Annotated in this window: 21 protein-coding genes; 7 read left to right on the top strand and 14 right to left on the bottom strand. The window is 52.7% G+C overall.

Annotated elements, in window-relative coordinates; genetic code table 11:
- Positions 1-39: 39 nt before the first annotated feature.
- The 5 genes from ABD931_RS18855 to crcB all read right to left on the bottom strand — a co-directional run bounded on the left by ABD931_RS18855 (position 40) and on the right by crcB (position 7,737).
- Positions 40-792, bottom strand: a complete 753-nt coding sequence (locus tag ABD931_RS18855; RefSeq protein WP_345269442.1) for a M48 family metallopeptidase — start codon at positions 790-792, stop codon at positions 40-42.
- A 180-nt stretch (positions 793-972) separates the two neighbouring features.
- The gene (locus ABD931_RS18850) at positions 973-2,664 is read right to left on the bottom strand and encodes a beta-helix domain-containing protein (protein ID WP_345269441.1); all 1,692 of its coding nucleotides are present in this window, start codon (positions 2,662-2,664) and stop codon (positions 973-975) included.
- Positions 2,665-2,698: 34 nt separating this feature from the next.
- Positions 2,699-5,590 (bottom strand): TonB-dependent receptor, encoded by a 2,892-nt coding sequence (locus ABD931_RS18845; protein ID WP_345269440.1) that lies wholly within the window; start codon positions 5,588-5,590, stop codon positions 2,699-2,701.
- 210 nt (positions 5,591-5,800) lie between these two features.
- A complete protein-coding gene (locus ABD931_RS18840; protein WP_345269439.1) occupies positions 5,801-7,243 on the bottom strand; it encodes a M14 family zinc carboxypeptidase in 1,443 nt (480 codons plus the stop codon).
- A 101-nt stretch (positions 7,244-7,344) separates the two neighbouring features.
- Entirely contained in the window at positions 7,345-7,737 is a 393-nt protein-coding gene (gene crcB, locus ABD931_RS18835; RefSeq protein WP_345269438.1) for a fluoride efflux transporter CrcB, read from the bottom strand.
- Between the two features lie 51 nt (positions 7,738-7,788).
- Here crcB and ABD931_RS18830 point away from each other — a divergent pair, with 51 nt between their 5' ends.
- Positions 7,789-9,093, top strand: a complete 1,305-nt coding sequence (locus ABD931_RS18830) for an APC family permease (protein WP_345269437.1) — start codon at positions 7,789-7,791, stop codon at positions 9,091-9,093.
- Here the strand turns inward: ABD931_RS18830 and ABD931_RS18825 are convergent.
- Both ABD931_RS18825 and msrB read right to left on the bottom strand, forming a co-directional pair.
- The gene (locus ABD931_RS18825) at positions 9,090-10,370 is read right to left on the bottom strand and encodes a D-alanyl-D-alanine carboxypeptidase/D-alanyl-D-alanine-endopeptidase (RefSeq protein ID WP_345269436.1); all 1,281 of its coding nucleotides are present in this window, start codon (positions 10,368-10,370) and stop codon (positions 9,090-9,092) included. The genes ABD931_RS18830 and ABD931_RS18825 overlap by 4 nt on opposite strands.
- A gap of 73 nt (positions 10,371-10,443) precedes the next feature.
- Positions 10,444-10,851, bottom strand: coding sequence for a peptide-methionine (R)-S-oxide reductase MsrB (gene msrB, locus ABD931_RS18820; RefSeq protein ID WP_345269435.1), 408 nt, complete (start codon positions 10,849-10,851; stop codon positions 10,444-10,446).
- 104 nt (positions 10,852-10,955) lie between these two features.
- On the opposite strand from msrB, the gene ABD931_RS18815 reads away from it, so the two are divergent.
- The gene (locus tag ABD931_RS18815) at positions 10,956-12,866 is read left to right on the top strand and encodes a RecQ family ATP-dependent DNA helicase (protein WP_345269433.1); all 1,911 of its coding nucleotides are present in this window, start codon (positions 10,956-10,958) and stop codon (positions 12,864-12,866) included.
- 4 nt (positions 12,867-12,870) lie between these two features.
- On the opposite strand, the gene ABD931_RS18810 is transcribed toward ABD931_RS18815, so the two are convergent.
- Entirely contained in the window at positions 12,871-13,959 is a 1,089-nt protein-coding gene (locus ABD931_RS18810) for a DUF6544 family protein (RefSeq protein WP_345269432.1), read from the bottom strand.
- Positions 13,960-14,793: 834 nt separating this feature from the next.
- Between ABD931_RS18810 and ABD931_RS18805 the strand changes: the two genes are divergently transcribed.
- Both ABD931_RS18805 and ABD931_RS18800 read left to right on the top strand, forming a co-directional pair.
- On the top strand, positions 14,794-15,678 hold the full coding sequence (locus ABD931_RS18805; RefSeq protein WP_345269431.1) for a universal stress protein: 885 nt from the start codon (positions 14,794-14,796) through the stop codon (positions 15,676-15,678).
- Between the two features lie 80 nt (positions 15,679-15,758).
- A complete protein-coding gene (locus tag ABD931_RS18800) occupies positions 15,759-16,274 on the top strand; it encodes a DUF6265 family protein (RefSeq protein WP_345269430.1) in 516 nt (171 codons plus the stop codon).
- Positions 16,275-16,428: 154 nt separating this feature from the next.
- Here the strand turns inward: ABD931_RS18800 and ABD931_RS18795 are convergent, their stop codons facing one another.
- From ABD931_RS18795 to ABD931_RS18775, 5 genes are all read right to left on the bottom strand, one after another.
- Positions 16,429-16,644, bottom strand: a complete 216-nt coding sequence (locus ABD931_RS18795) for a PQQ-binding-like beta-propeller repeat protein (protein WP_345269429.1) — start codon at positions 16,642-16,644, stop codon at positions 16,429-16,431.
- Between the two features lie 191 nt (positions 16,645-16,835).
- Entirely contained in the window at positions 16,836-17,264 is a 429-nt protein-coding gene (locus ABD931_RS18790; protein WP_345269428.1) for a MarR family winged helix-turn-helix transcriptional regulator, read from the bottom strand.
- 100 nt (positions 17,265-17,364) lie between these two features.
- Positions 17,365-17,667, bottom strand: coding sequence for a type II toxin-antitoxin system RelE/ParE family toxin (locus tag ABD931_RS18785; RefSeq protein ID WP_345269427.1), 303 nt, complete (start codon positions 17,665-17,667; stop codon positions 17,365-17,367).
- Positions 17,655-17,894 carry a hypothetical protein gene (locus ABD931_RS18780; protein ID WP_345269426.1) on the bottom strand — a complete coding sequence of 80 codons (240 nt, stop codon included), beginning with the start codon at positions 17,892-17,894 and terminating at the stop codon, positions 17,655-17,657. The genes ABD931_RS18785 and ABD931_RS18780 overlap by 13 nt, the downstream gene beginning before the upstream one ends.
- A gap of 64 nt (positions 17,895-17,958) precedes the next feature.
- Positions 17,959-18,900, bottom strand: coding sequence for an alpha/beta fold hydrolase (locus ABD931_RS18775; RefSeq protein WP_345269425.1), 942 nt, complete (start codon positions 18,898-18,900; stop codon positions 17,959-17,961).
- Positions 18,901-19,166: 266 nt separating this feature from the next.
- On the opposite strand from ABD931_RS18775, the gene ABD931_RS18770 reads away from it, so the two are divergent.
- From ABD931_RS18770 to ABD931_RS18760, 3 genes are all read left to right on the top strand, one after another.
- Positions 19,167-20,288 (top strand): AI-2E family transporter, encoded by a 1,122-nt coding sequence (locus tag ABD931_RS18770; protein WP_345269424.1) that lies wholly within the window; start codon positions 19,167-19,169, stop codon positions 20,286-20,288.
- 122 nt (positions 20,289-20,410) lie between these two features.
- On the top strand, positions 20,411-21,445 hold the full coding sequence (locus tag ABD931_RS18765) for a zinc metalloprotease (protein ID WP_345269422.1): 1,035 nt from the start codon (positions 20,411-20,413) through the stop codon (positions 21,443-21,445).
- A gap of 90 nt (positions 21,446-21,535) precedes the next feature.
- Positions 21,536-21,916: a hypothetical protein gene (locus tag ABD931_RS18760; protein WP_345269421.1), complete on the top strand. Its 381-nt coding sequence runs from the start codon at positions 21,536-21,538 to the stop codon at positions 21,914-21,916.
- 4 nt (positions 21,917-21,920) lie between these two features.
- Here the strand turns inward: ABD931_RS18760 and ABD931_RS18755 are convergent, their stop codons facing one another.
- Positions 21,921-23,042 (bottom strand): DUF1186 domain-containing protein, encoded by a 1,122-nt coding sequence (locus ABD931_RS18755; protein WP_345269420.1) that lies wholly within the window; start codon positions 23,040-23,042, stop codon positions 21,921-21,923.
- Positions 23,043-23,051: the final 9 nt, after the last annotated feature.

Raw genomic sequence — 23,051 nt, 5'->3', positions numbered from 1 at the left:
ACGTTTTTAATTAGCCGTATCAGGCGTTTTCTCTTTATGTTAACGGGCCAAGCCCTCACTACGAGCCCTATTCCTTACCCGTGCGGCCCGTGCACGACTATCAGGATGGGTGGAAAGAAACTGAGGGACCCCACTCCCACCCTGCTTAGCCAGCTTTTCAAAGGATGTAGCCAATGCCAGTACGCTGTAGCCGTTGCGTTTCAGAAACTGATAGCTGTAATCATCAGCCTCCGTTTCCTGATCGCGGCTGTGCTTAGCACCCAACAGGTAATCGGCGACTCCGCTTAACTGCGACCGGGACAATTTGCCAACGGTGCCGGATGTAGACGCCAGTGCGTTGATTCCGGCAGCCCGCCAAAGTGCACTTTTCATAGCATCCCGTGAATCTTTGTTGACAACATGCCCAATTTCATGACCAATAACGGCTAAAATTTCCTGATCCGTCATGATATCCATCAGACCCTGAAAAACCCGTACGCTGCCATCAGCCGTAGCAAATGCGTTGATATCCCTGGTCTTATATACTTTATAATTGATGGGTATTCCGCTTATGGTACGGTGACGATTCACAATGCGGTTCAGCCGTTGCATATATGGGTCATTCGGACCGGCTACCGGGTACTTGGCGTCCATCTGCTGCACGGCCTGCCGGGAGTAACCGGCTACCTGCTCATTGGTTAATGTAGCAGCCGCAAAAGCTGCCTTACCGGCCTCTACCAGGCCCCCACTTTGGGCCATTGCTACCGCCGGTATCCAGAAAAACAGAAATAAGATGCTTGCTATTCGGTTCATAGGTATGTCTGTTGGTAAACAAAAAAACTATCTACTGATAGATATAGTCTTTGACTATTCAATGGGGCAAAAGGTTTAATGTCTTATGTATCGCTTACAGGGGTCTACAAAAACAAAAAACCGGAGCAAAGCCCCGGTCTTTTTGTGCGACACCAATATGAAAAAATAAAGATCTTGTGCTTAGTTATAGTTCGTATTCTGCGGATCCCAGTTGGTCCAGCCCTGTGTCCAGTTCTCGGTACCGAATGCACCCCGGTAGGTGGTTGCCGTAAAGAACGAGTCGGCAAGCTTCCCCCCCGTAACCGCACCTTGGAGCAAGGGAGAACCTGTCTGCGGCAGGAAGTTCGGGTTGGTCAGGCTGAAGTTGTTGGCGTTCAGCAGCAGGGTTGCCAGGCTGGCCGATGGAATGACCTGGTTGTTACGGGCTGTGGCGTTAAAAAACTCTTGTGCCTGAGCATCCGTTATACCACCCGCACCCCGAACCGGAATAGACGTAGTTGAGTTGGCAATACCCACGTTGGCCAACGTAATGCCGCGCAGATCCAGCGTACCGGCGGTGGCGTTGGCCAGCGTAGCCGTACCATCCAGACGAAGACCTTCCGGATAACCAACAAACACCGAGTTATAAATACTGATAGCCGTGTTCCGACGCAGGTGCATAGCCGATTGATAGGCACCACTCGCCGGAGCCGCAAAGGCTGTACTCGGTGCCCCACTGAAGGCAAAGTTGCTGACGTTGGCAAAAATAGGAGCAGTCAGCGGCAGACCGGCATTCGCAGCCGTAGCCGGCTCACCAGGGTTGAAGTTGTCAGACTCAAAACCATTAGAGAACGATTGGTCAGCAATGGCCGGATCACGCAGCGAAACGGCAAACTGAACTCTACCGGTATAACCCCAGTCGGTATCCCAATCATCATCAAACGTGCGGTGAGCAACCAGATATTTAGCATTTACAGTACCGCCAAACCATTCGTAGGCATCGTCACCGGAGTAGGAGACCTGCACGTGATCGATGGTTGTACCGGAGCCAACCGCATACAGTGTCAAGCCATTGATCTCGGAGTTATTTGCATTGGTAAGCGCAATACCGGCAAATTCAATGCGCACATATTGCAGCGTACCGGAGTTATCGTTGGCAATAGCGTCCGTACCCATCGTTCCGCGAATACCTCCTTCCAGCGTTGTAGCCGCCGGGCGGTTATGCGGAGCGCGGCCAACGAGTACAACGCCACCCCAGTCACCATAGCCCCGCTGACCGGCCGGCCGGTTCGATGTAAAGACGATCGGCTGAGCGGCAGTACCTCGGGCTTCGATCCGGCCGCCTTTTTCAATGATGAGCGTACCACCCCGCTGCTGACCAGCCGGGTCTGTAGAAGGCTCACCACCTTTAATCAGCGTACCAGACTCAATCGTTAATACGGCTCCATTCGTCACATAAACAAAGCCACGAAGCAGGTACACATTGTTCCGTGTCCAGGTGGTGTTGGTCGTAATTTCACCCTGCACCTGAACAACCGGACGGGCACCTAACGTAAATGTCTGGGTACTGATAGCCGACCGGCCGGCACCCGTCATTACCGTAATGGGGCCATTCTGCGCATTGGAAGGAACGGTAACTACCAACTGAGTTGGTGAAGCTGTAACTACATTGGCAATAGCATTACCGCCGAACGTAACGGTATTGCTGGCAGGCGTTGAGTTGAACTGAGTACCCGTAATGGTAATTGTGCTGCCAATGGGAGCAGTTGTCGGGTTGACACTGGTAATGCTCAGGACTGCCTCCGGCTCAGTATCGTTCTTACAGGCGGTAAAGGCCACCGTAAGGCCAAGCAAAAGCAACAGTGTAGACTGCCATTTTTGGATAAACTTCATAATAGTTGGATTATTAGGTCAAACTGGATTTAACTTAAGGAATAATGGTTCGGCGCCCGAAGGTATAGATTGCCGATACCGTAGCGTACTGCCCCCGACGGAACGTTCTGACATTCTGATCGGCATTGGCCGTACGGGAGGTCACATCGTGATCAATCCGGCCGTTACCGTTGAAGTCCTGCGCAAAGCGGAACTGTGCATTCAGCAGATCCTGCACACCCAGGCGAAGCTCAAGCTGCTTATTGAAGGTCTTGCTAATGTTAAGATCTACCACATGACGCTGCATTTCGTATACTGTTGGGTTATCCAGGTTTCCCACCGAGAAGATCCGGGGGCCGGCTACGTTATACAAGATATTCCATTGTAAGCCGGTTCTCGGCTCGGTATAGTAAATACCGGCGTTAATCAGATAAGGTGACTGGTTAGCCAGCGCCCGTTCCGTATCGGTTACGCCTGTCAGGTCGTAGTTGTTAATCTGCCCGCTAAGGTCCGGTGCCTGAACCGACTGACCCAGCACCACACGGCTGCGGATGACAGACGCATTACCAACAACCTGCAGGTTCTGAAGGAAAATACTGGCTGCGTTAGGGAAGCCTTTGCGGAATTCTACTTCTACCCCATAGTTACGGGCAGCCTTCGTGTTAATAAAAGTGTAGGAAAGGCCGTTACCGCTCGGCAGCAGGAACTCTTCAATCGGATTGTTAAAGTTCTTGTAAAAGGCCGTTACAGAAATCAGTTCGTTCTGCGTCGGGTACAGTTCCCACTTGGCATCCAGGTTCTGGATGGTAGCTGTTTTCAGAGATGGGTTACCGCGTACATCGGCCAGGCGATTAAAGTCGAAATAGCTGAATGGAGACAATTCGCGCAGTTCAGGCCGGTTTACGGTTGAGGAGAATGCAAAGCGCAAGTTCTGCTGGTCGGTCAGTTTATAGGTAAAGTTCAGCGACGGCAGCGGACTGAACACATCATTGTTTACCAGTGTCCGGCGCTGACCCACCACCACTGACTCGAGTGTCTGGTTATTAAATTCGCCCCGGAAGCCAAGGGTCAGGTTTGCTTTGGATCCGAAGTTTACATCGCCACTCACATAAGCGGCTGCGTAGGTATTGAACCCATCGTAGGAATCGAGGTCTTTGGTACCATCCAGGAGGGAGAAGCCACCCGGCTGACCCGTTACATTCTCCGGCGCAAAGATGGTATTGATGTCCCGGCGGGTAAGGTCACCAGCCGCACCAACGGCCTGGTAGCCATAGAAACGGGCGGAGAAGGCACGGTTACGGCGTTCACCGTAAACACCGGCGCGGATGCGGTTAGGCTCCCGATTCTCCGGAGTTCCGAAGGTATGCTCATAATTGCTGACCACCGACAGTACGTTTTCGTTCAGCTTCGAGAAGAAACGACCGACATCAATTGGGTTTGGCTGGCTGGGAACCGACAGTTGGTATGGTGTTGGCTGACCATCCGGACCCGTAGAGCCGGCAGCCCGCAGGTATCGGGCCCGCTTCCAGTCCGGCTCCCAGCGACCCGAATAACCATAAGCCGCGATCCAGTTGATTTTCGACAGGTCGCTGATAGTATGCTCACCCAGAATCTGCGAGTTCAGGATACTGCGGTTTTCAAAACGCTCCGAAATACTGCGTACGTCAACGCCATCAACTACACGCTGCCCTTCCCGGACAACTGTTTCAGTGCTGCTTAACTGGTTGAAAAGTGTTTTCCACTCCAGTGTAAACCTAGGTGAGAAACGGGCCGTCCAGTTGTGCAATACGCCTAAGCGCGTGCCCCGGCTGTAGTTAGCGTCGTTGTACTGCTCAAACAGATCATTGGCGGTAGCACCACTCTGGTAGATCCGCTGGTCTACATTGGCCAATTGATTGGTCAGGCTATAGTTGACGCTGGTCAGATTGCTGATACGGACATCCCCAACGTCGAACCGCCGGCCGGTGTTTAGGGCAAAGCGGAAATCGGGGCTTATATTTTTGGATTGAAGGCCCCAGGTATTGGGCAACAGCCGGGCGTAAGCCGCCCGCTGAGCCGCATTCAGGTCGTTGAACACGCCGGAACTGGTAGGGAAACTGCTCGAAATCTGCTGATCCGCTCCCCAGAGACCCAGCAGGTTGAGGCCGCTGCGCTCATGGGTCTGTACGTTCTGTAACGTGGTACCAGGCCGGAAACCAGCCGTAAAGCCTACATCCAGGAAGTTCTGATCCGGCCGGCGCTTCGTGTAAATCTTAACGGCACCGCCGGCAAAATCACCGGGCAGTTCAGCCGAACCGGATTTGTAGACGATCATCCGATCCAGAATGTTGCTCGGTACAATATCGAACGAGAAAGAACGGGATTCAACTTCGGTTGACGGAGCGATTACATCGTTGATCATCACCTGATTGTAGCGGGTACCCAAGCCCCGGATTAAGACAAAGCGGTTGTCGACAATGCTGATACCCGGCACCCGGCGGATGGCTGCGGCTGCGTCGCGGTCCTGAGATTTCTGAATCTGCGCGGCTGAAATACCCACCGCAATGGGCTTCATTTGTTTGATTTCAGTGATTACCGCAACTTCGGTATTAGTAGCGCGGCTGGCTTTGACTACTACTTCCTGGAGAGAGGTTCCCCCTTCGTCGAGCGCAGTTTCTATGACGGTGGTGTTTCCAGACTCGACGCGGACACCGGTAAGCTCTTTTGTCTGGTACGAAATGTAGGAGATAATGATTTTGTGGGTAGCGGCCGGAACATTGTTGATAACGAAGTTTCCTTCAACGTCGGTAGTGGCGCCTAATGGCGTACCGTCTACCCGAACGGTACTGCCTATTAATACTTCTTTGGTTTTGGCATCCCTGACGCTCCCGCGAATGGTACCCGTCTGGGCGAGAGAGACCGTTATTGAGAAAAGTAGCAGTCCAAAAGCTACAATAAGATTTTTCATATTGGCTTAATCAGTCGTTTTGACGCTGCGAAAGTAGCGCCACAATATTAAGCCAATGTTATGCCAACATTACGGTAGGATTATATTTACCACCTATCGCAAATATCTGATAATTAGACATTTGCATATGTCCTTTTCTCGCAGAAGTATATATACGCAAACTTTTAAAATCCAGTAGAAGATTCGGCAGAAGAAGCTTATGAGAAAAAATTATTGGGCAACGCCGTTATGGGTCAATACTGTTGATCTGCTGGTACTATTGTAGAAGCCATTTACAAAAATATATCGGATGGCGGCACCGTCCGTCAATAAAAACGTCGGAATCTGGTCAATACCAAGCGGCTGGGCAGACAGTTGGCCGTCTGATAGCAGATGCACCGGCTGGGCAGGAAACTCATTTTTTGCGACTTTCCTGGTGCGGAAAACCACTATCCCATCTCTCCTCAGATCGTCCAGTTTAAGCTTTTGCAGATCAGCAGTAGTTTTCAGAGTTTTAGGGTAAATACGGGCCGGAAAGACTTGCAGACCTGTAGCATCCAATTCCTCAATTCCGTTGAACGTAGACAGATCGCCGATGTCTTCAATAACACTGCGGTAAAAGAACGGACGGATAGTACGCTGGCTTTGGTCGGCATTTTCTTCATACCGGTTTATGCCAATATCTACTTTAAAGCTGGCACCGTTGTAGTTCACCTGGGCGTTGCGAATTAGCACATCAAACAGTTGCTTACCGTTTTCCGGAATGGCGGAGTACTCGTCGATAGTCTCTTTCTCATAGGACTGGTCGGCAATGGCTTTCAGGGCGGTCAGGATAGCCACGAAGTTGAGCTGGCGGAGGTACTGCTTTTCGGGATCGTTGGCATAGCCCCCCGATTCAATCAGAACCAGCGTGGTGCCCCACTTCTGGATATTATCCCCGAACGCCCGAGGCTCAAACTCATCGTCATAACGGCCAACCTGACCGGGAATAAACTGTTGCAGCACCCGGTTCATGCCCACAATCAGCCGCATCGACCGCTCGCGCACCGGGTTCAGCGAACGGTTTTCGTCGTACGCCGTGGCCAGAAACGTAATAGCCGCCTGTTTACCGGTTTTGCCGATGCTGTAACGTGGACTCTGGTCGTGGAGGTTAAAGCCCACCAGCGGTTGCAGCGTCTGCTGCAGGTTTTTCAGCAGGATTGCTTCCGGCGATTGCAGCCGCAGGGCATCGCGGTTCAGGTCAATATCAAGCGCGTTCCGGCGCTGGAACCGCTCGGCCCCGTCGGGGTTGAGCATCGGTACAAAATAGAGCGTTGTCTTGCTGAGGATAGAAGCCCTCAACTCATCAAAACCGTCGTTTTTACCCTGCAGGAAGTTGAAAATATCGAATATCGCCATGGTCGCCGTGGCTTCGTCGCCGTGCATCTGCGACCACAGCAGCACCTTTGCCGGTCCGTTTCCCGCCTTCACCTGATGAATCGACCGCTTCTCCACCGACTCACCCACCTGGCTTAGTTGGAAGACGGGTTGACTGGTTAATTGGTTGAGCAGGGGCAGCATATCCTGGTGTTTAAACCGGCGGTGCGTGAGTGCTGCTTCCTTATATATAGTATGTGCGTCATGCAGGCGACGGGCCAGCGCTATATCATCCTGCGCGTTAGCGAAATGGGTCATTAATACGATAACAGTAACCCGGATTGTAAATCCGGCTGGGCGACAGCCCAACTTCAGGTTCATAATACAAATTGGTTGGCGGGTGTATTGTTCGGTCCGTTTTACAACTTCGACCCAAGCCAGAAGCCAGCCATCGAAGCCAGCAAACAGCAAATCACGTTTAGGGTAATGTTCACCAACGCGGCTCCCCAGCGGCCTTGCTGCAACAGCAGCAGGGTATCTATACTAAACGTAGAGAACGTGCTCAGCCCTCCGCAAAACCCAACACCGACCAGCAGCCGGAGCTCGTCGCTGCCACCCGACCGCGCTAACGCCCATCCAAGAACTAACCCCAACACACCGCTGGCGGCTACATTGACCAGCAGAATCGCCGACGGAAACACAACACCCAAAACGGTAGCCGATAGCCAGCGGGCGGTCTGGTAACGCAGCAAACTGCCTACTCCGCCACCGACCAGCACCAGCAGATACGGATTTGTCAGAATAGCTCTCATTACGCGGTAAACTTACAGGGTTTTAGGGGAAAAACCTTATTTTAGCCGCATATGGCCAAACGTACTCACCTCTCGCGCCTGCTGGGCGTGGGCTTCGGCATCGCGGTTACCATTGGCGGTACCATCGGCACGGGCATCTTACGCCGACCCGGCACCATTGCTGCCGAACTGGGCGATCCAACCCTTATCATTGCAATCTGGCTTATTGTCGGACTGTACGCGCTGGTTGGTTCGTTGTCTATCATTGAACTGGGAACGATGCTGCCCAAAGCCGGAGCCTGGTATGTGTATGCCCGCCGGGCGTTCGGCAATTACGTCGGCTTTGTCATTGGGCTGGTTAGCTGGCTGGGGAGTACGGCGGCCATGGCGTTTTCGGCTTCGGTGATGAGCGAGTACATCGCTTTACTGATACCCGGTAGCACGGACCTCATCAAAACAATGGCCATCGGCATTCTGGTGGCGTTCGTGGCTTTTCACTGGGTAGGCGTTCGGTTAGCCAGCCGGGCGCAGGAGGTCATGAGCTTTGTAAAAGCCGTGGGGCTGCTGGCCTTTGTGGTGGCCTGCTTTGCGTTCGATACACCGGCCAACGTCCCGGCCGAGTCGTTTAAGCCGCTGGCGCAGGGTGGTCTGTGGGTAGGGATACTGGCCGCCTTGCAATCCGTTTTTTATACCTACGACGGCTGGCACACAGCCGCGTATTTTACGGAAGAAGATGTAAACCCGGACAAGAACCTGCCACGCTCCATGATGGGCGGGGTGCTGATGATCATCACTATTTATGTGCTGGTCAATGTAGCGCTGCTGTACGTTTTGTCGGTACCGGAGCTGGCCCAGTCCAAGCTACCGGCGGCTGATGCCATTCAGGCGATTTACGGTCCGGCCAGCGCCCGGGCGGTTACGTTTCTGCTGATGATTTCCATCATGGGTATTATCAACGCCCAGATTATGTTTAATCCCCGCGTTATCTTCTCCATGGCCCGCGACGGGCTGTTCTTTAAGCAAATTGTTTCGGTAAATGCCGGAGGTACGCCCGGTATCGCCATGATTCTGACGGCGAGCACCTCCATTCTTTTTATCCTGACGAATACCTACGAAAAGCTCTCCGACATTGCTACTTTCTTCTTCGTGCTGTGCTACGCATCAGGCTTTGCCTCACTAATCCGGCTACGGCAGACGGAGCCTGACCTGAAGCGTCCGTTTCTGGCCTGGGGCTATCCGTTTTCTACCTGGACATTGTTGATTGCATCGCTGGCCTTTCTGGTGGGCGTGGTTATCGGCGATCCAAGCAGTAGTCTATACGCCATCGGCTTTATTGCCATCAGCTATCCGGCGTATCGGCTCATCAAACAGGCTTAAAAGCGGTTTCGTACTCTCTCCAGGAAATCGGCAGTGCGCTTGCGGATTTCGCTGGTTGGCTGTACAAAGTTGTTGTGCATCATACTGAACAGCAGCACCCTGCCAGTTCGGGTAATTAGATAGCCGCTGAGGTTATACACACCACTGAGGGAACCGGACTTAGCAAAAATATACGGCTGGTCTGTCTTGTGTAGCGTCCGCAGTGTACCGGAGCGGCCACCGGCAGGTAGTAGCTGGAACAGGCGTTCCTGGGGTACTTGCTTGTATATCTTCTGCAACAGCGCAATGAGTTGATTCGGAGTAAAGAGGTTATACCGCGATAAGCCGGAGCCGTCTACCCATACCGCCCGGCCGGGCAGATCACTGAGGTACTTCGCCAGCATTTGCTGAATGGCCCCTTGTGCGTTCAGGGTATCACTGGTGGAAGAAACGAGTAGCAGCAGATGGTCGGCCAGCATGTTGTCACTGACCTGGAGCATCCGCTTATACAGCGAGTCGGTCGGTAGCCCGTATAGTACCTTAGCCGACCGGTCGAAGGGTCTGTTTATTAAATGCACCTCCCGTTTCAGCGTATCGGTTAGCAGTTTTGTCGCCAATAAGGGCGTCCAGTGAAACGGCACATCTCGCTGGAAAGGCTTATCGGCTGCCGGACGAATAAACTGGTTCGCCCACTCGGCTCTGCGCATAATAGCAGGCTCTTTGGGGTTGGTCGAACGCCGGACACTATCCGCAAAGAAGCGGGGATGTACATAAAAGTTCGGTACCCGGTCGGGGGCGATAAACCGCACAATGTTGCCATATATCGGGAAGGGCGCTATCTCCGTCGAGTAGTAATCGTTATAATCATCCCACGACCAGCCGGGGCCGAACCTAGGGCCTGAAAAATTGCGGACCGAAAAAAAAAGCTTTTCAGGTCGGCTCCGCAGAAAACGCAGGGCGGCCGTATCGGGCAGATCGGGGTTGAGCAACAACGGGTTGCCGGTGCCCCAGAAAATCAGCGAGTCGCCCCGCACTACGTACCGCAGTGCCGGAATGGAATCGCCCAGCGCCGTCAGACCGGCGTAGAAACTGAACAGCTTGGTATTGGAGGCCGGCACAAAATACTTATCGGCGTTGTAAGCTACCAACGTTTTCTGCTGACCGGGGTCATACAAGGCAAAGCCGGTGAAGTGGTCGGTATAGGCAGCGTTACGCTGAAGATCCCGGCTAATGCGCCGGGCGGGTGAACAGCTTAGAATGGATAGAAGCAGGAGCGCCGGGAGGAGGTATTTTACCATACCTCAAAAAAACAAAAAACCGGCGACATCTGCCGGTTTTGCGGCTACTTAACCTTAAAACTTCTCAAACCATTTAAACTTCTTCGGCCTCCTTCTTCAGCACCAGCGATACCGAGTTCAGGCAGTACCGCAGCCCGGTCGGCGGTGGGCCGTCGTTGAAGACATGGCCCAGGTGGGCGTCGCAGACGTTGCAGAGCACTTCGATGCGGCTCATGCCGTAGCTGAAATCTTTTTCGTGGCGAATGCGTTCGGCTTCAATAGGTTCGGTAAAGCTGGGCCAGCCGGTACCCGAATCGAACTTGGTTTTAGACTCGAACAGGTCGGTGCCGCAGCAGACGCAGGCGTAAATGCCGGGGTCTTTGGCCTCACAGTATTCGCCGGTAAACGCCCGCTCAGTACCTTTCTGCCGGGTAACGCGGTATTGCTCCGGCGTCAGAATCCTGCGCCATTCTTCGTCCGATTTTATAACTTTCTCAATCATAATGCGTAGCGGATTTCTTCCGTAAAGTTGTACTACACATAAACAAAATACGTATCAATTTTGTCTGAGGTTGGCCGTAACTTAGCAACATTGGGAAAGGGACTATGACCATTCGGCAGATATTACAGCAATTCTGGGGGTATCCATCGTTTCGTCCGCTGCAGGAAGACATTGTCAATGCAGTGCTGGACGGGCACGATACCCTGGTATTGCTCCCCACTGGGGGTGGCAAGTCGATTTGCTTCCAGGTGCCGGCTCTGGCCATGAAAGGCGTTTGCATTGTGGTAACCCCGCTCATTGCCCTCATGAAAGACCAGGTGGAGCAGTTACGCCGGCGGGGTATTCCGGCGGCTGCCATCTATTCCGGCATGCACTGGCGGGAGATCGATGCCACCCTCGACAACTGCATCTACGGTAACACCAAATTCCTTTACGTATCGCCCGAACGGCTCCGGACCGAGATCATGGTGGAGCGGGTGAAGCAGATGGATGTCTGCCTGCTGGCCGTCGACGAAGCCCATTGTATCTCCGCCTGGGGCTATGACTTCCGGCCGCCTTATCTGCAAATCGCCGAGTTTCGGGCGCTCATACCCGATACGCCGGTTATTGCACTGACGGCTTCGGCCACGCCCGATGTGCAGGCCGATATTCAGGAGAAGCTGGAGATGCGGACCCCGCAGGTATTCCGGCAGACGTTTGCCCGGCCGAACCTGTCGTACTCGGCTATTCTGGAAGAAGGCAAGGAAACCCGGCTGCTGAAAGTCTTGAACGGCGTGCCGGGCAGCGGCATTGTATACGTCCGCAGCCGCCGGCAAACCCAGCAGGTGGCGGAGTTTCTCTACCGGAACGGCATAGCCGCCGATTACTACCATGCCGGTCTGAGCAACCGCCAGCGGTCCGACAAACAGGACGCCTGGCTCAACGACCAGACCCGCATCATGGTCGCAACCAACGCCTTCGGCATGGGGATTGATAAGCCGGGCGTACGCGTAGTGGTTCACCTCGATGTACCCGATAACCTCGAAGCCTACTACCAGGAAGCCGGCCGGGCCGGGCGCGACGGGCAGAAAGCCTATGCCGTGCTGCTCTACAACCAGGCCGACCTGACCACCGTCGAGTTCCGCACCGAACAGCAGTACCCGCCCGCCGAGTTGATTCGCCGTGTCTACCAGGCGCTGGGCAACTATACGGCCGTGCCCGCCGGCGGGGGTGAATTCAGCAGCTACGATTTCGACCTGAATACCTTCGCCAATACCTTTCAACTCCCTCCGACGGAAACGCATTACGCGCTGAAACAACTCCAGCACGAGGGGTTTATAGAACTGAGTGAAGCCTTCTACCACCCCTCCAAGCTGATGATGGCCATTGACCACCGGCAGTTGTACGAGTTTCAGGTGCTGAACCCGCGCTTTGATCCGTTCCTAAAACTGGTGCTGCGCAAATATGGGGGCGAACTGTTCACCGGAATGCTAACTATCTCCGAATCGGATCTGGCCAGGACTTTTCTGGTATCGGAGTCGGAGATTATAACCATGCTGGAGCAGTTACATCAGCGCAACATCGTTTATTACGAGAAGCAGAAAGACAAGCCACAACTCACCTTCCTAACCCCCCGTTTCGACGCCAGTCAACTCCCGCTGAACATTCTGGAACTGGAGCAAAGCAAACAGCGGGCATTGGCCAAAGTGCGGGCTGCCGTTCAGTACGCGCAGCACCCGGTACAGTGCCGGACCCGGCTGCTCCAGGCCTATTTTGGCGAGGAGCCGGGCGATGCCTGCGGAGTGTGCGATAATTGTCTGAAGAACAAACGGCAGATCGGAGCCGGTGCGGCCTCCGTGCGCGAGCAGGTCCGGCAGTACGTTGCCGGCACCAACGGCCAGGGCATCTCCCCCCGCCGGCTCTCCGATTTCTTCACCACCGCCGACGCCGATACCTTAGCGCAAACCGTCCGGCAGATGCTGGCGGAGGAAGAGCTGCGCTACAATCCGGGCGGCAATCTGATGCTGAACGGCTGATTACCTACACCCTACAGTTGTATTCAACCTTCTTCAGATGAAATTGTCCGTAGCTAAACGCGCCGTCGGGGTAGTGCCATACGGCTTCTCCGTAGCTGGCCAGGTTAAAGCCGTTGAAACTCCGGTACTCCGTAATGGGTGTTGAGAAGCGGTACTGTTTCATATCGGCAATGGCGTAGCGGTCGTCGGAGACAAAGTTGGTGAGTTGTCCTTTTGCGTTGAAGTAGAGAATAGCGGAAACGGTGATGCTGTTGTTGGTAAAAATGGCTTTTACGGATGAGTCATCAATTGGCTCCCATTGGATGCGCCTGTCGATCAGGGTTGCCGGAGCCAGCAGGCACATATCGTTGAGCAGGGTAACGGTTTCCGCTTTAGTCAGCTCCTTGCCTTTGGCATCTACAATGGGAAGCAGGCCAAACAGCTTGATCTGCATGGTGGCCGTGCCATTCTTATAGGCATGATAGCCGGGTACTGTTACCCCGAACAGCTTTCCTTTCATAAAAAACAGTCGTGTAGGCACATCGGCAAAGTTGTACTGCTCCGACTGAAACGTGAACCAGTCCTTGCCTTTCTCCCGCATCTGTCCCTCAAAGCCAATATGATAGTCTTTTACTTTGGGTTTGTTCAGCACGCCCACATACCGGAGGTAGTTCTGTACCAGGGGCGGCAGATGCCGGATATCCGCTTCAGTCAGCAGGTCCGTATCTGTTGCACTAATTCGCTCTAAGCCGGCATGGACGTCCGTTTGGTATCGGTTTTCAAAACGCCAGTCGCTATACCCCAGCAGAGCGGCTACCAGAATAATCAGGTTCGGAAGGGTGCCAAATTTAGCATCCTGCCAGACGCTGACAATCAGCACCTGCGATACCACAGCCGCTGTCAGGCCCAGCATCCACCACCCATCCTTTTTCAGGAGCAGCAAAACAGCCGCAGCCGTAAACAGAATAGCCGTTGCCGCCCAGATTAGGCCTACGGGTTTAGCGATGTTGCTGGTCAGTTGGGAGACGTTGCCGTAGGAAAAGGCTTTACTGAAACCCAGCAGGTGAATAAGGCCGTAGACCATCAGCCCAAAAATTAAGACATAGCGAAACATACCTGTACGGAAGAAGTCATGCCGTAAAGGTATGCGGGCAGGCACGTACCCTTCAATGATGCATTTCAAGTCAGCTCCTGATTTCCGTCAACCCGGAATGGGCAAATTCGCAAGCGCAAGAAGTAAGTATGGCAAAATCGGCAATTCAAGAACACCGGTGATGTCTCACAGGCATTCAGTCACAGTTTGAACGGAATGGCAATTTGTGGAGCAGCCGTTTTGCGGAGAGCCTGCGTCGATTCAATACTCTTTAGCTCGTAGGTCTTTTTCTTTTCACCAGTGGCCTGGTTCTAAGTAATAAAAAGCCAAAAAACACCCCGGCACTCTTTGCCTATCCGAAGCGCGGAGAGTGCCGGCATCAGGCTCTCAGGCACATTACTGCTGTAGATTTTACCGGACAGGTCTTTTACTTCAAATTTTCTGCCTCAAGAGGAATGCCTAATTTAGCTAATTCTTTCAAAGAAACGTTGAACCGGTCAATTAGTCTTTTCCGACGTTCGGCTCCCTCCCGAAAAGGCTCCAGAAAATAGTGGTCCAACTGCCAGAGTCCAATTTCCTGAAATCCCTTCGCAGTGGCGGGTAATCTATGTTCATTGATTAGCAATCAAGTAGGCGGGAACAAGTTCTCCAAATATAATTCAAGTCTATGGAATACCCCTTAATCCTTAAAAGATGTCAGTCGTCCAGGCTACTTTAAGTACGATTTGTCTCTGGCTGTTCAAGCCTGAGTTTACAACTGACAAAAGTCAGTAAGTCGGCTAACTGCTATTAGGGCTATGAGCCAAATCCAGGAATAGCTTTGTATCGTCTTTTAAGAACCCCCAAGCTATTCTGATGAAAACGATTCTGGTCCCTACTGATTTTTCGGCGCATTCCGGACAGGCTCTCCGCGCAGCCGCCAACCTGGCCCGCAAATCGGGCAGTGAACTTGTGCTGATGCACACAAACGACATAATGGCCTATACCACTCCGCTTATTGAAGCCCGCGAGTTTGATAAAAGCCTGGCAGAAATCTATGAGGAGAAGGTAAATGAACGCTTTGCCAGAATTTTGCAGGAACTGGCCGCCGACACAACCTTTGCCGGCATTCCTATCCGGACGTCAGTTTGGGCGGGCAAACTGGCCGATATACTGACCATAGTTGTGCAGGAAGAAAATGCCGATCTGGTGGTAATGGGCACCCTGGGAGCCGGGAACTCCGATGCCTATCTGGTAGGCTCGAATACGCAGAAAGTGATCCGGCGCGTCTCCTGCCCGGTGCTTACCATTCCGCTACAGTATGATAGTCAAAACTTTTTTACCGTTGTTTTTCCGTCAACGCTGAAAGACGATCAGGCAGCGTCATTCCAGTTTCTGGCACAGTTTCAGCAGGTCTGCGAAAACGAGGTTCATTTGCTGTATCTGAACAACCCGGCCGATCTGCCCGACGAAGAAGCCATTGAAGCCCGTGCGTACGAACTCGCCGAAGCGGCCGGTCTGAAGCTGGCAGGCGTCTATACCACCAAAGAAAACATTTTTGATGAGGAAGAGGCCATTGTCAATTTCGCGAAAGAGCAAAACGCCAGCCTGATAGCTATGGGTACACACCAGCGGAGGGGGCTTTCGCATCTGCTGTTCGGCAGCGTCACCGAAGACACCGTCGGCCACGCCAGTATTCCGGTGATGAGTATTCCGTTGCAGATGGCGGTGATTGACAGTTCTTCGGCGGTAAAAGCCTAGCGGTTGAGAAAAATGGTGAATGGTTTAACGCCCAATTGCTGTATCTTTCGAGCTGATTGGCTATAAACTCTTACCCGTTCATGAACAAGTTTCGCTTCTGCGCCACACTGGCGCTTCTCTGCCTGGTTAGCTGTTTCATCAGCCTGGATAGTTCCGCTCAGACTACTGCCAAAACCGGTTCGCTTGCCGATGTTGCCTTTATGGAAGGCCGCTGGCTGGGCACCTTTAACGGCGGCCCCATTGAAGCGGCCTGGATTGCTCCGGCCGGCGACAACCTCAGCGGCTTCATGCGCATGATGAAAGACAACAAAGTCACCATGTACGAGATGCTGATTTTTGAACAGACCGATCGCGGCCCCATTGTCCTGGTGAAGCACTTCGGCCCCGGCCTGGTAGGCCGTGAAGAGAAAGATGTCTCGGACCGCTACAAGTTTATTGAAGCCGGCAAAGACCGCGCTTTGTTCGAGAAAGAAGACGGCTCCATCCGAATTATTTACGAAAAGCGCTCACCCGATCAACTGGTCATCCAGCGGGGTCAGCAGAAGGACGGCAAGTGGGCCTTCAACGATTTGTTCGTATTTAACCGGGTTCGGTAAGCACCTCACGTCTCCTCCAAACAGTAAACCACACCGTCGGCGCTGCCGATGATTAACCGCTTGCCAGACACCGCCGGGACGGAGAAGATAGCACCCATGCGGTAGTCCGTTACCAGCCACCGGCGAACCCTGCATCTCCCCTTTCGGCCGGTGTTCACGTCGCGTCGATGGCGTAGAGAGTGCTGTCGAGACTACCGACGTAAGCCAGATTGCCCTGAATTACCGGAGACCCGATCACCAGCTCCTGCGTTTTTATCTTCCATTTAACACCGGGTGTCCTACGATCATCGGTGATATGAACAGGCGTAGCCAACCGGCTTAAGGCCGGCAAACTTAAAGCCGGAAAGAGGCTAAAGGAAATTGCTTTCATGAGACGGAAGCCGCAGGTGAACCTGGTACAATTTTGCTTTTCTGAAAGATACCGGCAGTTCAGAAATGTTACGTCTCCCGTCTCCGATCACCCTATTTTTTCTTGGCAAGGCACTGGTGAACATCGTGAAACCAGGTCAATATTAGTTTCATGTCTTACAATTGCATACTCAACAGAGGATGACAATGATTTTAGCTTTTTGTTTCCTTCAAAATCTTTCGCAGTAATATTGTGAGGTTCCACTGCTCGTCCATAGCCAGGGGCGTCAGCAATTCGGCGATGGAGCGCTCAACGCAGGCGCTGGCGGGCTTCTCAAGTTCCCGGCCCTGCTTGGTCAGGTAAACCAGGTTGATTCGCCGGTCATTTCTGTCGGGTATTCGGGCGATCAGGCGCTTTTCTTCCAGCAAATCGACAATACGGGTCGTACTGGCCCGATCGCGCCGGCTGCGGGCCGCCAGTTCAATTTGGGAGATACCGTCTTTGTTCCAAAGTACTGCCATCACCCGATACTGTTCGGGGGTGATGGGCAGGCCGGCAGTCTTCATCTGGCTCTCGACCTTGCGGGCGAGTTCGGTAGCTACTTCACCTACCAGCCGGGCGAAATTATTCTGGTGATCCACGGGTAATTTTGTTGGATATGCAACATCGCCAAAAGTACTGCTTTCCACGTGGAAGCCCATACATCAGGCAAGAATTATACTGGCCGTCCTACTGCTTATTTTAAAAGCCAGGATACAGATTGTCTTCTGCATTTACCAGCAGGTCAAACACGTTTAATATAAAAATCTGGTCGTTAGTGACCCGGTAATAAAGCACCCTGTTTGGGGTAATCAGCAGCCGCCGGATGGTGTCATACTCATAGGAAACCACCCCTGTTTCGGGTATCTCCTGTAGCAGCTTCAGCTTCTCATGTAAGGTCGTCACAAACTCTTCGGCTACCGTTTTCGACCAGTTACCGCGCAGGTAGGTAATAAGCATCTGCAACTCTCGGGTAGCCTCGCGCGTCCAGTTTATTTTAGCCATCGGGAGATCATTTTCTTAAGGTCCTGGTGCCGAACTACCTCACCTAATTTTACCTGTTCAATAGAAAGTTCGAGCCGCTGCCGCTGCTCATCAATGAGCTCGTCGGTCACCTCGGCCGATAGCTGATCGGCATCCGCCAGCGCATCGTATATGGTCTTTAATCGATCGGTGTCTTCAATCCGGTCTATCAATTCGTGAAACCGGGCACGTACCTGCATTGCCTCCATAGTGCGGTCTGTTTAACACTATAACCAGATAGGGCCCGGTTTGGGTTGCAATTCCCAGCTTATCTCATAAAAGAGACACACCCACCGGCTGCCGGTTGATAAACTTCCGGACCTTGTCAACAAACCATTCCGGGCTTTCCTGGTACGGCGCGTGACCGCCGTCGTACATAACCAGCCGCGCTTTAGGAAAGCGGAAGACTCTGTAGTGCGCAGGCCCTACGGCATAGTCCTGAGCACCGGCAATGACCAGCACCGGCACGGAGATGTGTGCGGTCAGGGGTGTCATATCCTGCATGTACTCAGCATTGCCCCAGACTTTCATACCATATTCCCCGTTGAAGTTCCTGATCGCGTTAAAGCTGATCGAATCGCTCAGGGCTTTGGCCTCCGGCGTTTTGAACATTAGCTTGTACCAGACCTTATGGGCTTGAAGCTGCTCACTAATGCGCCCCATCCGCTCCATCACCGGCACGGATGGATCTTTGTACGGCGTGGCATCGGCAATTTTCAGTTCCTGAAGACCAAAGTCCACCCAGCTTTCAGCCGAGCGGGTCAGGTCAAGGGTAGTATTTACATAAATTAATGAGCGAATATAGGCCTGATGGTGTGCTGCATAGTTGGTCATCAGCAGACCGGCAAAGGAATGACCCATTACGGACCATTGAGCCAGCCCGAGGTGCTGCCGCAGTTCTTCCAGATCCTGCTCCAACCGGGCTATGGCGTAGTTGCCGGAAGGCGCACTGCCCGAGCGGCCACTGCCCCGCAGGTCGATATAGATCATGCGCATAAACTCCTCGACCTTGTGCCCACCGGAAGCCTCAAAGTAATGGCTGGTAGACCCGGGTCCACCGTGCAGAAACAGGCAAGGCTCGCCCTGCCCCACCATCCGGACATACAGGCGGGTGCTATCAGACGTGGTAAAATAGAACGTTTCTTCAGGAACCTGCTGCGCGTAGGAGGCAACAGCAACCATCAGGCTAAGGAGAGATAAAAGCAGCGTTTTCATAAGCTTTTCAAAAAAATGGTGTGGTTGATTATACAACCGAACAAAGCTACGCTGCCCCAAAAGGCCTTGCCAGTTTATCTGACCGAAGCCCGGCTATAAGCCGACCAATCCCGCTAAATCCCGACCAATCCCCTCCTACAATCGCCTATTCCCTCCCTCCTCTCCTACGGTATTCCCTTCCTCCTGAATAGGTATTTTCCCCCACTCACGTACATTCCCACAAATCCGCTATATTTTGCGGTATATTTATCAGAGACACCATACCTATGCTTTCAGATGCTCCCAAACCCTTTTACCATCGTTTGTCGCACTCGCTGCTTTCCCTGGCGCTTATAATCGCCGGCATTTATTTTGGGCAGGATATTCTGGTGCCTTTAGCCTTATCGGGCCTGCTGGCGGTGCTGCTGCGGCCGGTCGAGAACTGGTTTATTCGTCTGGGCATGCACAAAATCATAGCCATTATCCTGGCCGTTATGCTGGCCATTACCGTAGTGGCCGGCGTAACCTTTTTGCTATCGGTCCAGCTTGCCGATTTTACGGACGATCTGCCTCGCCTGAAACAAAGCTTTAATAATGTGTACCGAAATGTTCGGCGCTGGGTTCGTCAGGAGTACAACGTTACCTACAGCCGGCAGGAGCAATACCTGAAAAAGGCCCAGGCCCAAACGATGGAAAGTTTGCAGGGAACAGAGACCCTAGGATTAATCACCGGACCACTTGGCACGCTGCTGCTGATGCCTTTTTACGTGTTTCTGCTGCTGTATTACCGGACTATGCTGCTTAACGTGCTGGTTGCCTTATTTGCCAAGCAGCACTACAAACGGGTCCGCGAGGTGCTGGGGCAGGTCAAGGGAATTATTCAAAGCTATATGGTTGGGCTGCTGATCGAGACCGCGGGCGTAGCGGCCCTCAACGCGGTCGGGTTGCTGCTGCTGGGTATCGAGTACGCCATCCTGCTAAGCGTAGTAGCGGCCATTCTGAACCTGATTCCGTACATTGGCGGCCTTGTAGCCACCTGTATGGCCGTAGCTGTTACGCTGATCAACCACCAGGACGTAGGGACGCTACTGGGCGTTTTAGGAGTTTTTCTTGTTGTGCAGCTGATCGACAATAACCTACTAGTGCCACTCATTGTAGCCTCTAAGGTGCGCGTTAATGCCTTAGCATCGATTGTAGGCGTGCTGATTGGCGGAGCACTTGCGGGGGTAGCCGGTATGTTTCTGTCGATTCCGGCCATAGCCATCATGAAAGTTATCTTCGACCGGGTAGAAGGGCTTAAACCCTGGGGTATGCTGCTGGGCGATGAAACGCCGGACGAAACCCGCACCGGCCTGTTCAGACTGAACCGACGGCGCATCCGGGTTAAAGAAACGAAAAAACCAGCCTAAGCAGGTTACCATTTAATAGTAAGATAACAATTTGGCCCATAGCACTATAGCGTTAATAACGGTTTTTTTTAGTTTTGTTATTACCGCAACCAGTATAGTATTTTTCTTAACCTCATCACGACATGAAAAAAATCACATTACCCCTTGTTGCCGGATTTATAGCGTACGCTGTCTCTTCCTGTTTTGAACCTACCCTTCAGGAACCTGGCGGCAGCTTATCGGATCACAATGCCCGTGTAGCTTCAGAAGAAGATCGCTGCGCCACCATGAAAGTATGGGAAGAAAAAGTGAAAGAGAACCCCGGTCTGCTCCGGAAGATGCAGGAGATCGAAGAGCATACCCAACGGTTTGCCGCCCAAAAGGGCAATTCGAAACCTGGTGGCGGAGGTGGCGGACCCGTCTCAACAACTGCCACTATTACCATTCCTGTCTACGTACATGTTGTTTCCAATGTAAATAAGCCGGAGGAGGACATTTCCGATGCCCAGATTCAGTCGCAGATTGCTGTTTTGAATGCTGATTTCCAGAAACTGAACAGTGATGCCAGCCAAACACCCGCCGAGTTTGCTTCGCGTGTAGCCAATTTCAACATTCAATTTGTCCTGGCACGTACAATCCGAAAGAGTTCTACCAAAACCCAATGGGGTACCAACGATGCCGTAAAAAGCACTAAGCGGGGTGGCTCTGACCCTATAAATCCTGAAACCAGCCTGAACATCTGGGTTTGCAATATCGGCGGAGGTATTCTTGGCTACGCCCAGTTTCCGGGTGGTAGTTTAGCTACCGATGGAGTGGTTGTTGGACCACAATATTTTGGGAGTTCTGCGGTAAGTAATAATTTCTACCTGGAAGCTCCCTATGATAAAGGCCGAACCGCTACACACGAAATAGGCCATTGGCTGAATCTACGACATATCTGGGGAGACGGTGGCTGTGGGGTTGATGATTTTGTTGCGGATACTCCGCTGGCCGGCGGTCCTAACTATCGGTGTCCGGGCTACCCCACGGTAGGTTGTGGTAACAATATGATGACGATGAACTATATGGATTACACATATGACGCCTGCATGTACATGTTCACAGAAGGGCAGAAGACTCGGGCCAGAGCTGTTTTCGCTTCGGGTGGTCCCAGAAGCAGCTTTGTAACGACTCCTTAACCTAAAATAGCCCTCCCGGAAATGGGAGGGCTTTTCTTTATGAAATTTTATCTTTTGCTTTTTTTATTGACGGCCTGCTCCAATAAGCCCATGTCTGAGACCATTGAATCCGTGACATTGTCTCAGCAAACCCGAGGCTACCAGAAAGTAATTACCATTACTCAGCAGCAGACGCAGGTTACCATTAACGATAAGGTCTACACCCGCAAGACGCAGCCACAGCAATGGAAACAACTTCTTGAAAATCTCCAGTCTATTAAACTGGCCAATCTGCCGGCCATCAAAACCAGCATCGAGCGCTCCGCCGTTGATGCGGCCTATAGTGCGCAGGTTACCGTAAAAACAGACAAACAAGCCTACGAGTCCAACTTCTTCGACCACACAACGCCCCCTAACGAATTGGCGAATGTTGTAAAAACCATCATTGCGAGTGCTAAAGGCATTGCGCCGGAGGAGTCGACAAGAAACTAAACAGCTATAGCAGCGTACACTTACCCGCGTTCAGGTCGGCTTCGATCTTCTTGTATTTTACGTCATGGACTACTTTTCCGTCGCTGTAACGGACCGATACTTTCTCGTTACGCCCAATTTTAGGCTCCGCTCTGTATGGTTCGTTCGATTCATAAAAAGGCGGTGGCTCCACCAGGCGGGGCGTTGGCGGGATAACCGCCGGAAGGTCGCCCAGTTCAGGAAGATCTGCTTCCTGAGTAGCGTGCGGATTGTGCATATAGGCGTACTGTTCCGTGAGTGATCGCCACGGCAAACGCTGGTCGGCAGGTTCCGGACCATTAATCTTCTGCTCAACGTCTGCGTAAGTCCCCACAATCATATCGGTTACCAGTCCCTGCTCAAATGCTTCGGCCACTAGTGGCAGTAACTCACGGAGTTGTAAATCGGTAATTTCGGCAATCAGGAAACCCATGAAGTCGGTGTCCAGCAGTTCCGGATTGTCGGCGTGGCGGATCAGGTACTCAAAGACCTCTTTGTACCAGGCCAGGGCAATTTGCCGACGCTCAGGCTGGTCTTGTGCCCACTGCGAATAAGCACTGGCCACGACACCTTTGGCGTAGGTATTGACATTGGGTTCTTTCAGAAAATTGGCGAGGGCCGTAAACTGCCGGTCGGCAATAGACCGAATATAGCGGCCGTAGGTATTATCCAGCCAATCGGCAAACCAGAATTCCTGGAATTCGGTATCCTGCCGGAGCGTTTCCAGGACGGCAGGCAGGCATTCATCGGCCTTTAGCTCAGCCATCAGCAGCAGGGCATGAAGCGGGAAAGCGTGAGTCTGCGGCTCCCACTCCTGCTCACCGAAGTAGTTGAGCCGGTACAGGATATCCAGCATAACCTTTGATAGGTCGTCGGTTAACGTGACGCGGGGCAAGGCGAGCAGCGTCTGTAACTTCTCTTCGGGGATGTCAAATTCGTGGGTGTAGAGCCATTGCATTTCGGGGTGGTGAAACGCCGGTGGCTCAGTTGTCTGGCGGTCGTCGTAGTGAAACTCGCCATCGACCGTGATGGCTTCTTCACGGCTTTGTTCTATTCGCTCGGCGTTGGCCATCATCTGGGCCAACTCGTTAGGGTTTAGCGCTGCCATAGTCTATAC

The organism is Nibrella viscosa (assembly GCF_039541875.1).
GTDB lineage: Bacteria > Bacteroidota > Bacteroidia > Cytophagales > Spirosomataceae > Nibrella > Nibrella viscosa.
Note: the sequence above shows the minus strand (reverse complement) of the source record. Positions and strands in the feature narration are given on the sequence as shown.

Coding starts and splice junctions, on each gene's coding strand:
- ABD931_RS18775 (WP_345269425.1), bottom strand. CDS start 18,900: ATGAAAACGCTGCTTTTATCTCTCCTTAGCCTGATGGTTGCTGTTGCC.
- ABD931_RS18840 (WP_345269439.1), bottom strand. CDS start 7,243: ATGACCCATTTCGCTAACGCGCAGGATGATATAGCGCTGGCCCGTCGC.
- ABD931_RS18825 (WP_345269436.1), bottom strand. CDS start 10,370: ATGGTAAAATACCTCCTCCCGGCGCTCCTGCTTCTATCCATTCTAAGC.
- ABD931_RS18850 (WP_345269441.1), bottom strand. CDS start 2,664: ATGAAGTTTATCCAAAAATGGCAGTCTACACTGTTGCTTTTGCTTGGC.
- ABD931_RS18785 (WP_345269427.1), bottom strand. CDS start 17,667: ATGGCTAAAATAAACTGGACGCGCGAGGCTACCCGAGAGTTGCAGATG.
- ABD931_RS18845 (WP_345269440.1), bottom strand. CDS start 5,590: ATGAAAAATCTTATTGTAGCTTTTGGACTGCTACTTTTCTCAATAACG.
- ABD931_RS18760 (WP_345269421.1), top strand. CDS start 21,536: ATGTCTGAGACCATTGAATCCGTGACATTGTCTCAGCAAACCCGAGGC.
- ABD931_RS18815 (WP_345269433.1), top strand. CDS start 10,956: ATGACCATTCGGCAGATATTACAGCAATTCTGGGGGTATCCATCGTTT.
- ABD931_RS18855 (WP_345269442.1), bottom strand. CDS start 792: ATGAACCGAATAGCAAGCATCTTATTTCTGTTTTTCTGGATACCGGCG.
- ABD931_RS18810 (WP_345269432.1), bottom strand. CDS start 13,959: ATGTTTCGCTATGTCTTAATTTTTGGGCTGATGGTCTACGGCCTTATT.
- ABD931_RS18800 (WP_345269430.1), top strand. CDS start 15,759: ATGAACAAGTTTCGCTTCTGCGCCACACTGGCGCTTCTCTGCCTGGTT.
- ABD931_RS18770 (WP_345269424.1), top strand. CDS start 19,167: ATGCTTTCAGATGCTCCCAAACCCTTTTACCATCGTTTGTCGCACTCG.
- ABD931_RS18830 (WP_345269437.1), top strand. CDS start 7,789: ATGGCCAAACGTACTCACCTCTCGCGCCTGCTGGGCGTGGGCTTCGGC.
- msrB (WP_345269435.1), bottom strand. CDS start 10,851: ATGATTGAGAAAGTTATAAAATCGGACGAAGAATGGCGCAGGATTCTG.
- ABD931_RS18755 (WP_345269420.1), bottom strand. CDS start 23,042: ATGGCAGCGCTAAACCCTAACGAGTTGGCCCAGATGATGGCCAACGCC.
- ABD931_RS18805 (WP_345269431.1), top strand. CDS start 14,794: ATGAAAACGATTCTGGTCCCTACTGATTTTTCGGCGCATTCCGGACAG.
- ABD931_RS18765 (WP_345269422.1), top strand. CDS start 20,411: ATGAAAAAAATCACATTACCCCTTGTTGCCGGATTTATAGCGTACGCT.
- ABD931_RS18780 (WP_345269426.1), bottom strand. CDS start 17,894: ATGGAGGCAATGCAGGTACGTGCCCGGTTTCACGAATTGATAGACCGG.
- crcB (WP_345269438.1), bottom strand. CDS start 7,737: ATGAGAGCTATTCTGACAAATCCGTATCTGCTGGTGCTGGTCGGTGGC.
- ABD931_RS18795 (WP_345269429.1), bottom strand. CDS start 16,644: ATGAAAGCAATTTCCTTTAGCCTCTTTCCGGCTTTAAGTTTGCCGGCC.